This is a genomic window from Nonomuraea recticatena (genome assembly GCF_039533245.1).
In the GTDB taxonomy this organism is placed as follows: domain Bacteria; phylum Actinomycetota; class Actinomycetes; order Streptosporangiales; family Streptosporangiaceae; genus Nonomuraea; species Nonomuraea roseola.
Genome location: NZ_BAAATE010000020.1, coordinates 69,346 through 79,345, shown reverse-complemented (window position 1 = coordinate 79,345; position 10,000 = coordinate 69,346). Strand labels below are relative to the sequence as shown.

Annotated in this window: 9 protein-coding genes; 7 read left to right on the top strand and 2 right to left on the bottom strand. The window is 70.2% G+C overall.

All coding sequences use genetic code 11. The features are described from left to right. Positions 1-400 precede the first annotated feature (400 nt). Positions 401-1,285 carry a tyrosine recombinase XerC gene (locus ABFX50_RS31505; protein ID WP_346151441.1) on the top strand — a complete coding sequence of 295 codons (885 nt, stop codon included), beginning with the start codon at positions 401-403 and terminating at the stop codon, positions 1,283-1,285. A 778-nt stretch (positions 1,286-2,063) separates the two neighbouring features. Here the strand turns inward: ABFX50_RS31505 and ABFX50_RS31500 are convergent. Next, entirely contained in the window at positions 2,064-2,621 is a 558-nt protein-coding gene (locus ABFX50_RS31500) for a murein hydrolase activator EnvC family protein (RefSeq protein WP_346151439.1), read from the bottom strand. A 479-nt stretch (positions 2,622-3,100) separates the two neighbouring features. Between ABFX50_RS31500 and ABFX50_RS31495 the strand changes: the two genes are divergently transcribed. Then, a complete protein-coding gene (locus ABFX50_RS31495) occupies positions 3,101-3,580 on the top strand; it encodes a GNAT family N-acetyltransferase (protein ID WP_346151437.1) in 480 nt (159 codons plus the stop codon). Further along, on the top strand, positions 3,577-4,932 hold the full coding sequence (locus ABFX50_RS31490; RefSeq protein ID WP_346151435.1) for a CoA transferase: 1,356 nt from the start codon (positions 3,577-3,579) through the stop codon (positions 4,930-4,932). Before ABFX50_RS31495 ends, ABFX50_RS31490 begins: the two co-directional genes overlap by 4 nt. A gap of 70 nt (positions 4,933-5,002) precedes the next feature. On the opposite strand, the gene ABFX50_RS31485 is transcribed toward ABFX50_RS31490, so the two are convergent. Then, on the bottom strand, positions 5,003-6,325 hold the full coding sequence (locus ABFX50_RS31485; protein ID WP_346151434.1) for an MFS transporter: 1,323 nt from the start codon (positions 6,323-6,325) through the stop codon (positions 5,003-5,005). 57 nt (positions 6,326-6,382) lie between these two features. Here ABFX50_RS31485 and ABFX50_RS31480 point away from each other — a divergent pair, with 57 nt between their 5' ends. From ABFX50_RS31480 to pyrH, 4 genes are all read left to right on the top strand, one after another. Further along, positions 6,383-6,994 carry an ArsR/SmtB family transcription factor gene (locus ABFX50_RS31480; protein ID WP_346151433.1) on the top strand — a complete coding sequence of 204 codons (612 nt, stop codon included), beginning with the start codon at positions 6,383-6,385 and terminating at the stop codon, positions 6,992-6,994. A gap of 232 nt (positions 6,995-7,226) precedes the next feature. Next, a complete protein-coding gene (rpsB, locus tag ABFX50_RS31475; RefSeq protein ID WP_346151431.1) occupies positions 7,227-8,177 on the top strand; it encodes a 30S ribosomal protein S2 in 951 nt (316 codons plus the stop codon). Between the two features lie 118 nt (positions 8,178-8,295). Beyond that, complete coding sequence (gene tsf / locus ABFX50_RS31470; protein WP_346151429.1) at positions 8,296-9,129, top strand: translation elongation factor Ts; 834 nt, start codon at positions 8,296-8,298, stop codon at positions 9,127-9,129. Between the two features lie 133 nt (positions 9,130-9,262). Next, positions 9,263-9,961, top strand: coding sequence for a UMP kinase (pyrH, locus tag ABFX50_RS31465; protein WP_346131258.1), 699 nt, complete (start codon positions 9,263-9,265; stop codon positions 9,959-9,961). Positions 9,962-10,000 lie beyond the last annotated feature (39 nt).

Sequence of the window (10,000 nt, the reverse complement as noted above, 5' to 3'; positions counted from 1 at the left end):
GTCTTGTGAGAGGGCGGGTCCGGGAGCGGTTTGCGTTGGGTGAGATCACGGGGGTGGGCCGCGGTGGGGCCAGGGTGGGCGTCTTGTGAGAGGGCGGGTCCGGGAGCGGTTTGCGTTGGGTGAGATCACGGGGGTGGGCCGCGGTGGGGCCAGGGTGGGCGTCTTGTGAGAGGGCGGCTCCAGGGGTGGTGTGCGTTGGGGGAGAGCACAGGGGTGGGCCGCGGTGGGGTCAGGGTGGGCGGTTTGAGAGCGGCAGCTCGCGTGGGTGGATCGCGAGGGGTGGATGGAAAGGGAAGGATCACGGGAAGGTGGATCCGTGGGGGCAGAGAAGGCGACCCTTGAGAGGGGACATCTCGGGCGGGACATCTCGGATGGGTGAGATCACGGAAGGGGATTGTGGATGCCAGATGTCGATGAGGTGCTGGCCGAGTTCAAGAAGCATCTCCGGTTCGAACGCGATCTGTCGCCGCACACTGTGCGCGCCTACCTTTCGGACCTGGCCGCCCTGATGGCGCATCTTGGGGGAGAGCTGGCCGGGCTCGACATCGCGGTGCTCAGAGGATGGTTGGCCGAGCAGCACGCGGCCGGATTGTCCAGGGCGACCCTGGCGCGTCGTACGGCATGCGTCAGGACCTTCACGGCCTTCGCACACCGCCGTGGCTGGCTGGCCGACGATCCAGGGCTGCTCCTGGGGAGTGCGAAGGCGGCACGGGCGCTGCCTGCCGTACTCGATCAGGAGCAGGCGCAGGCCGTCCTCGACGCGCCGCAGGGCAGCGAGCCCAAGGAACTTCGCGATCAGGCGATCCTGGAGCTGCTGTACGCGACTGGGGTGCGGGTCGGCGAACTGTGCGCGCTGGACGTGGACGACGTGGACAGGGACCGTCACGTCGTCAGGGTGCTGGGCAAGGGGCGCAAGGAGCGGTCGGTGCCGTTCGGTCTGCCGGCCTTGCGGGCGGTGGACCGGTGGTGCGTGCACGGACGTCCTCGCTGGATCCGGGAGGGGTCAGGGCCCGCGCTGTTCCTCGGAGCGCGGGGCGGACGCATCGACGCCGGGACGGTACGGCGAATTGTGCATGCCCGGTTGGGGCAGGTCGACGGGGCGCCTGACATGGGCCCCCACGGACTACGGCACAGCGCGGCGACCCACCTGCTCGAAGGTGGGGCCGATCTGCGGAGCGTGCAGGAGATGCTGGGGCACGCGTCGCTGAACACCACCCAGATCTACACACACGTGTCGATCGAGCGCCTGCGAGCCGCCTACAAGCAGGCCCATCCCCGCGCTTGACCTGAGGCGATCACCAAGGAGGGATACCGCCCGTCCTCGTCTTGCCAAGAGCATTCCCGAGGAGGAGCTCGGCCGCCGAGAGCGGCAGCCCCCGGACCGCGGCGGAGGTCCGCACTCACCTCGCGCAGGAGTCCCGCCCAGGGCAGCGGTGGTCTCCGCGTGTTTCCCCTGTCAGAAAGTGCCCTAGCAAAGGCGGTCGCCTTTGTCGCCTCGTCTCTCCTGCCCAGCAGCATCCCCGGCAGGGTGGTCGCCTCGTGTCTCCCTGTCTGGAAGCCCTTGCTCGGCAGGGGAGGTCGCTTCGTGTTCTCCTGCCCATCGGCCTCCTCCGGCACGAGTTGTCGCCTCCTGTCCCTCTGCCCAGGGGCCTCCCTGGCTGGGATGGTTGCTTCGTGTCTGCCTGTCTGGAAGCCCTTGCTCGGCAGGGTGGCTCATGGGTTCTCCTGCCCGGCCGTCTCCCTGACCGGGGTAGTCGCTTCGGGTTTCTTGAGCAGGGAGCTCCCCCGCAGCGGTGGTCGCTTTGTGTCCCCTCGGGGGCCCCCGGGCGGGAGGGGCGGTCGCTTTGTGTCCCCTGCTGGGGGCCTTCGGCTGGCAGGGGCGCTCCGTGTTCGCCCTGCCATGGGCGGGTGTCCTTGGGGAGGGGTGGCCTCTAGTGGTCCTTCGGTCCTCGGACGCGAGGCTCGCCTGGGAGCGCTCTGTGAGGAGCAAGGGCTGCCCTGTGGAGGAGCAGCATCCTGCCTTGGGTGAGGAGCGGGTCCTGCTTCGGGCGGGGTGGTCGTTCCTAGTCGCTCTGCGAGGTGGGTCTCTGGGGAGGGGTGGTGGTCGTATCGCTTGGCAGGAGGATCCCTGTGGACGGGGTGGGTGGTAGGTGCCAGTGGGGGAGGAGGCGGATCGGCGCCCAGGCGAGCAGGAGCAGGGGATCCAGGTAGCGGGGGCCGCGCAGCAGTCCCCAGTGAAGGCAGGACTCCGCGCAGTGACCAGGGACCGCCTCGACGACGCCCAGCCGGTCGCCTGCGGAGACCGTCTGGCCGCGCCGTACCGACGCCTGGACGGGGAGGTAGGTGGTGCGCAGGCCGCCTGGGTGGAGCACGGAGACCACACCCCTGCCCGCCAGCGGGGCGGCGTAGGTGACGGTGCCCAGGCCGGGCGCCAGGACTGCGGTGGAGGGGGAGGCGGCGAGGTCCACGCCGCGGTGGCCTGAACGCCATGGTTCGGGCGGCGGGTTGAAGGGGCGCAGGATTCTGGGCTGTCCCGGCAGGGGCCAACGCCAGTCGGGCGGGTCGGCGGCGGCAGGTGTGGGGGCCAGGAGCAGCACCGCCACGGTGATCGCCAACAGCACGGCGCAGCGGCGGAGCGCCCGGTGTCGGAGAGGAAGGGAGCGCGGCGGGCTGGTGCCTCGGAGACCGGCGCTGTTGGACGCGGCAGCCGCGTGGGTGGGGGGAGGGCAGGCCATGGGGGCAACGGTGGCAGCGGCCAGGGTGGAGGTGGCCGGTGAACGGGGTTCTGTGGATGGACGGGGCGCTGGGAGTGGTGCTGTGGACGGACCGGGCGCTGGGAGCGGGCTGCGGACGGACTGGGCTCTGAGAGCGAGGCTGCGGGCGGACGAGCGGGGCTGCGGATGGACGGGCGGAGACGGATGAGCGGGGGTGTGGGGGGACGGGCGGAGACGGGGAAGCGGGGTGTGGGTGGACGGGGCTCCGAGAGCAAGGCTGGGGATGGATCGGTGGACGAATGCGGTGAGCGCTGAGCGCTGAGCGCTGGGCGGCTGGGCTGCTGCGGGGGCCGGGTGGTGGCGGGGGCGGTGCCATGCTGGTGGTCATGGAGATCGAAGGGCGCAGGCTGGTGCTGCGCGAGGCCGTTCCTGACGACGGGCCCGCACTACGGCGGATCCTCGCCACCCCCGAGGTGGCCAGGTGGTGGGGTGAGGTCGACGACCTGGACGGCATGCTGGCCGTCACCCTCGACGGCAGGGTGATCGGCGCGATCCAGTACGACGAGGAGGACGACCCGCAGTACCGCAGCGCGGGCATCGACATCTTCCTGGATCCCGAATACCACGGTCAGGGCTACGGCGCGGAGGCGGTGCGGACGCTGGCGACCTGGCTGATCGACGTGAGAGGCCATCACAGGCTCACCATCGACCCCGCCGCGCACAACACGGCGGCCATCAGGGCCTACGAGAAGGTGGGCTTCAGGCGCGTGGGCGTGATGCGGGCCTACGAGCGGGACCCGAGAACCGGCGCCTTCCACGATGGCCTGCTGATGGACCTGCTCGCGGAGGAGCTGAACCGCGGGTGACCGCGAAGCTGATCCAGGAGCTGGGGACGTCGGCAGGGGTGACGCTGCCCGAGGTGCGGGTCACGGACGACGGTTCGCGGCTGCCCTCGGCGTACCGGGTGGAGGTGGCGGCGGCCGTCTCGGTGGGGGCTGCGACGGCAGCGGCGGCGGCGGTGCTGGGAACGGAGGCCGAGGTGTCGGTCAGGGAGGCTCTGGTCGCCTTCCGGGATGAGCGGTATTTCAGGATCGATGGTGAGCAGGGGGAGTTGTGGGCCGAGCTGTCGGGCGACTACAGGACCGCTGACGGATGGGTCCGGCTGCACTGCAACTTCGATCATCACCGTGACGCGGCGCTGCGGGCGCTGGGGTTGCCGCGGGGCTCGGACCGCGAGGCGGTACGGCGGGCGTGCGCGAGCCGTACGGCGCTGGAGGTCGAGCGGAGGGTGACCGAGCGGAACGGGTGCGCCGCGGCGCTGCGGACGCCGCAGGAGTGGCGTGAGGACCCGCGGGCGCGCACTGTCGCCCGGACGCCGCTCGTCGAGGTGACCCGTGTGCCGGGAGACGGCGGATCCCCTCACGGGTGGCCCCTCGGAGGAGGCCGGGCGGGGCGAGAGGGAGGGAGGGCGCTGGACGGGGTGCGGGTGCTCGATCTCACCAGGGTGATCGCCGGGCCGGTGGCCACCAGGACGATGGCCGCCTACGGGGCGGACGTGCTCAAGGTGGGGGCGCCCGACCTGCCCGAGGTTCCCGGGCTGGTGATCAGCACGGCCTTCGGGAAGCGGTCGTGCCACCTCGACCTGCGTTCGTCCGAGGGACGGCGGGCGCTCGCGGGCCTGGTCGGGTCCGCCGACGTGGTGGTCAGGGCCGTGAGACCGGGCACGCTGGGGATCGTGGACGAGCTGGCCGAGCGCACGCAGGGGCTGGTGAGCGTGGACATCACCGCCTACGGCCCGACGGGAGGGCGCGGGTTCGACAGCCTGGTCCAGATGGCGACGGGCATCGCGGGCGGAGATCCGCCGCGCCCGCTCCCCGCCCAGGTGCTGGACCATGCGACAGGATACCTGGCGGCCTTCGGGGCGATCGCGGCGTTGCTGAGGCGGCGGGCGGAGGGCGGGTCCTGGCGGGTACGGCTGAGCCTGGCGAGGACCGCGCAGTGGCTGGACGAGCTGGGCAGAGGCGAACCCGAACCCGCCGACCGGCTGGAGGCCACGGGGTCGCTGGGCGAGATGGACAGCGACTTCGGACGGCTGACATACGTCCTGCCGCCCGGACGGATCGGCGGCAGGAGGCCCGGGTGGACGAGCCCGCCGCCACGGCAGGGCGCCGACCTGCCCGTGTGGCGGGACGACGCGCAGCGCGCGAGAGAGGTGTAGCGCCGCTCTGGAGGGCGGGTGAAGAGGCACCCGTGTGTCGGCAGCGCGATGCCGGGGACGAATCGCATGCCTAGACGGTGCGGATCCTGGTGAAGGCGAGTTCTCTCAGCGCCCTGCTTCTCACCGGATCGGCGTCCTCGCCTTCGGCCGCGCCGCGCCTGCGCCGGGGGCGCAGCGGAGAGCCCCAGATCCAGAAGATCGCGAGGGACGTGCCGGCCGCGCAGACCAGGACGACCGCGCGCAGCCCCACCACCTCGGCCAGCAGCCCGCCGAACAGACCGCCGAGGGCCAGTACCCCCTGGATGGCGAAGGTCATCGTGGCGTTGACGCGGCCCATCACCTCGGCCGGCGCCTCCCGCATGGCGACGACGTTCATGCAGGTGGCGAAGGCGATGACCGTGGCGCCGATGAGCAGTCCTGTCGTGGCCATGATGGGGATCGTGACCCAGAGCGGCCCGCGCACCAGGCCCACCGTGAGCATGTCCACGGGGAAGAGCAGGATCGCGTAGACCATCACCCTGTTCTCGCCGTACCGCTTGACGAGCCTGGTGGTCGCCCACGCGCCGATCAGCCCGCCTACGCCGGACACCGCGGTGAGCGCGCCGATCACGCCCTGCGGGAGGTGCAGGACCTGCAGCATGTAGAGGATGGCGATGGCGATGTAGGCCATCGCGAAGAAGTTCAGGGTCACGCCCGCGCCGAGGATGGCGCGCAGCACGGGCTGGGTGAGGCTGACGCGCAGTCCTTCGACGATGTCGCGCCACATGCCGCGCGACCGGCTCGGCTCGTGGTCGTCGGGGGTGCGGATGGCGCGCAGCATCAGCGCCGAGGCCAGGAACGACAGCGCCTCCATCAGGACGGCAAGTGGCGCGGTGAGCATCTGCACCAGCACTCCCGCGAGGCCTGGCCCCGCGATCGAGGCGACGGAGTAGGAGGCGTGGAAGCCGGCCATCGCCTCTGTCCGCTGTTCGGCGGGGATGACCGCGGCCAGGTGGGGGAAGTTGGCCGCCTTGAAGACGACGCCCGCCGTACCGATGACGAGGGCGACGGCGGCCAGCAGCGGGACGCTCAGGACCCCGGCGAACCAGGCGAGGGGCACCATCAGCGCCGCGAAGGCGGAGACGAGTTCGCAGGCGATCATCAGCGGGCGGTGCCGGCTGAGTCTGTCGGCCAGGGCGCCCGCGTGCAGGCCGAACAGCAGCGCGGGCAGGAAGGCCAGCGCGGTCAGGACGCCCATCTGCGCGGGTGAGGCGGCCAGCAGGGTCACGGCGGTCAGCGGGACGGCCAGCTTGGAGACCTCCGAGCCGGTGATGGAGACCGTCCTGGCGGTCCAGAGGAGGCGGTAGTCGCGCTGTCTGCGAAGCGGAAGGGAGTCCTGAAGGGTTTGCTTCATAGTTGTGAAAGTAATCCTTCATAACTATGAAGGCAACCCTTCAGGTAGGTTTCTGTCGTGAGCCATGACAGCCGCAAGCCGCTGAGCGATCCCAAAGCCATGCGGGCGCTGGCCCACCCGGCCAGGCTCGCCATGATCAACTATTTGGGACGGCAGCCCGCCGCGACCGCCACCGAACTGGCCGAGGTCGTCGGGGTCACGCCCAGCGCCGCCAGCTACCACCTGCGGATGCTCGCGAAGTACGGCTTCGTGGAGGACGCGCCGCCGCGAGGCGACGGAAGGGAGAGGGTCTGGCAGGCGGTGAAGGAGGGCGTCTCCATCGAGAGGGAGCCCCAGGACGAGCCCATGGTCAAGGAGGCCAAGCAACTGCTGGTCGACATGATCCTGGCCGACAGCCAGCGCGAGATCAGGCGGGGGATGGCCGCGCTCGACACCGAGCCGCAGGAGTGGCGTGACGTCTCGAACTGGCGGCGGGCCTACCTGATGATGACCGCCGCCGAGGCGGCCGAGCTGCGTGACCGGATGGAGCAGCTCATCGAGCCCTACCTCACCCTGCGCAGGACCGACCCGCCCGAAGGCGCCCGCGAGGTCGTGACGCACACATCCCTGTTCCCGCTCGTCGACCCGCCGAGGCCGGGCCTGCCGACCGAGGACCACGACGCGGGCTGACGTGCGCGGAACCCTCCGGTAGTCAGACGGTCGTGCCAGGCATGACGGTCAGGCCGGGCCTCCTCTGGAGGTATGCTTTTCGGTGGCCTGTCAGTGACAGGCCGACTTCGCATGCCCCGTCGCAAACCGGTCCCTCGGTCCGGCCGCAAGGCCGGCAGGAACGGGTGCGGGGCATCAGGGCGGCAGGCCGTACGGCTGCCGCGGCACAACCGAGAAACTGGAGGACCAGCACATGGCCCCCGTCGTCACCATGCGACAGCTCCTCGAGAGCGGTGTTCACTTCGGCCACCAGACCCGCCGGTGGAACCCGAAGATGAAGCGCTTCATCTTCACCGAGCGCAATGGCATCTACATCATCGACCTGCAGAAGTCGCTGTCGTTCATCGACCGCGCCTACGACTTCGTCAAGGAGACGGTCGCCCACGGCGGCACCATCCTGTTCATCGGCACGAAGAAGCAGGCTCAGGAGGCCATCGCCGAGCAGGCAGGCCGCGTCGGCATGCCGTATGTCAACCAGCGCTGGCTGGGTGGCATGCTCACCAACTTCTCCACCGTGCACAAGAGGCTCCAGCGTCTGAAGGAGCTCGAGGAGCTCGACTTCGACAACGTGGCCGCTTCGGGGCTCACCAAGAAGGAGCTCCTCATGCGCCGCCGCGAGAAGGAGAAGCTCGAGCGCACGCTCGGCGGCATCCGCGACATGGGCCGCGTGCCCAGCGCGGTGTGGATCGTCGACACCAAGAAGGAGCACATCGCGATCTCCGAGGCCAAGAAGCTCGGCATCCCGGTCGTCGCGATCCTCGACACCAACTGCGACCCCGACGAGGTCGACTACCCGATCCCGGGTAACGACGACGCCATCCGCGCCGTCGGTCTGCTGACCCGCGTCGTCGCCGACGGTGTCGCCGCCGGTCTCATGGCCCGCTCCGGCGCCGCTCGCGGCGACGAGAAGCCCGCCGCCGCCGAGCCGCTGGCCGAGTGGGAGCGCGAGCTCATCGAGCAGGGCTCGGGCGAGCAGAAGGCCGAGGAGGCCGAGGTCGCGGCTGAGGCCGTCGCCGAGGACGACGCTGAGGTCACCGCCGAGACCGAGGCCGCTCCGGCCGAGGCCGAGGCCGGTGTCGAGGCTGAGACCGAGGCCAAGGCTGAGACCGAGGCCAAGGCCGAGGGCGAGACCGAGCAGGCCTAAGGGCATGCGCTGGTACGGCTCGCGCCACGCGTGCGAGCCGTACCCACGCCGGTCGCACCGGCACTGAGGCTTTTCGGGTGCACACCCGATCCACGACCGATCCCACGAGGAAATGCACATGGCTTCCGTGAACATGGCCGATGTCAAGCGGCTTCGCGAGCTGACCGCCGCCGGCATGATGGACTGCAAGAAGGCGCTGGAGGAGTCCGAGGGCGACTTCGACCGCGCCGTCGAGATCCTGCGCCTCAAGGGCGCCAAGGACGTCGGCAAGCGTGAGGCGCGCACCGCCTCCAACGGCCTGGTCGCCGTCAAGCAGGACGGCGAGTCCGCCGCCGCGCTGCTCGAGCTCAACTGCGAGACCGACTTCGTCGCCAAGGGCGAGCGCTTCCAGGAGCTGGCCGCGCAGGTCGTCGAGCACATCCTGGCCACCAGGCCCGGCGACGTCGACACCCTGCTCGCCTCCTCCCTCGAAGGCAAGTCCGTCAAGGAGCACCTCGACGAGGCCAACGCCGCGCTGGGTGAGAAGATCGAGATCCGCCGCTTCGCGGTCCTCGAGGGCGGCTACATCGGCGCCTACATGCACAAGACCGACCCGCAGCTCCCGCCGGCGGTCGGCGTGCTGGTGCAGCTCGACAAGCCCAACGCCGACGTCGCCAAGGACATCGCGCAGCACGCCGCGGCGATGGCGCCGAAGTACCTCAACGCCGAGGCCGTTCCCGCCGACGTCGTCGAGAAGGAGCGCGCGCTCTTCGAGGAGATGACGCGCGACGAGGGCAAGCCCGAGGCCGCGATCGCCAAGATCGTCGAGGGTCGCGTCAACGGCTGGTACAAGGATTTCACCCTGCTGCAGCAGGCCTTCGTCAAGGACAACAAGAAGTCGATCGCCAAGTACGCCGAGGAGAACGGCGTCGAGGTGCTCGCCTTCGTCCGATTCAAGGTCGGCCAGGCTTAGTCTCGTTGGTGGGGGGTGTCAGTCGCCTCCCACCACGATGACAGCTTTACTGGAAACACCACCCGAGGAGGCCGCCGCCGTGCAGGAGAACAAGGAGCCCGTCACGCCGGCGGCTTCGTCGTACAAGAGGGTCATGCTCAAGCTGTCCGGCGAGGCTTTCGCCGGCGGCGAGCCGATGGGCATCGATCCAGGCGTGGTCGGGCATGTGGCCGACTCCATCGCCGAAGCCGTCCGTGAGGGCGTTCAGGTGGCGGTCGTGGTGGGCGGCGGGAACATGTTCCGCGGCGCCGCCCTGTCCGCCGGCGGTCTCGACCGTGGCAGAGGCGACTACATGGGCATGCTGGGCACGGTGATCAACTGCCTGGCGCTCCAGGACTTCCTTGAGAAGCGCGGCATCGAGACCCGCGTGCAGACCGCCATCACCATGCAGCAGGTCGCCGAGCCGTTCCTGCCGCGCCGTGCCATCAGGCACCTGGAGAAGGGGCGCGTGGTCATCTTCGGCGCGGGCCTCGGCATCCCCTACTTCTCCACCGACACCTGCGCCGCCCAGCGCGCGCTCGAAGTCGGCGCGGAGGCGCTGCTCAAGGGCACTCAGGTGGACGGGGTCTACGACTCCGACCCGCGCAAGAACCCCGACGCGGTCCGTTTCGACCACCTCGACTACGCGGAGGTTCTCGTACGCGACCTCGCCGTCATGGACCAGACCGCGATCAGCCTGTGCAAGGAGAACGAACTGCCCATCGTGGTCTTCGACCTGATGGGTGAGGGCAACATCCTGCGCGCGGTCCGCGGTGAGAAGATCGGCACGCTGGTGAGTCCGGCAGGGAAATAGGGAGCGAGCCTGACGCAGCGAGCGGAGTGGCCCCGACGG

Coding starts and splice junctions, on each gene's coding strand:
- ABFX50_RS31495 (WP_346151437.1), top strand. CDS start 3,101: ATGGAGATCGAAGGGCGCAGGCTGGTGCTGCGCGAGGCCGTTCCTGAC.
- tsf (WP_346151429.1), top strand. CDS start 8,296: ATGGCTTCCGTGAACATGGCCGATGTCAAGCGGCTTCGCGAGCTGACC.
- rpsB (WP_346151431.1), top strand. CDS start 7,227: ATGGCCCCCGTCGTCACCATGCGACAGCTCCTCGAGAGCGGTGTTCAC.
- pyrH (WP_346131258.1), top strand. CDS start 9,263: ATGCTCAAGCTGTCCGGCGAGGCTTTCGCCGGCGGCGAGCCGATGGGC.
- ABFX50_RS31505 (WP_346151441.1), top strand. CDS start 401: ATGCCAGATGTCGATGAGGTGCTGGCCGAGTTCAAGAAGCATCTCCGG.
- ABFX50_RS31485 (WP_346151434.1), bottom strand. CDS start 6,325: ATGAAGCAAACCCTTCAGGACTCCCTTCCGCTTCGCAGACAGCGCGAC.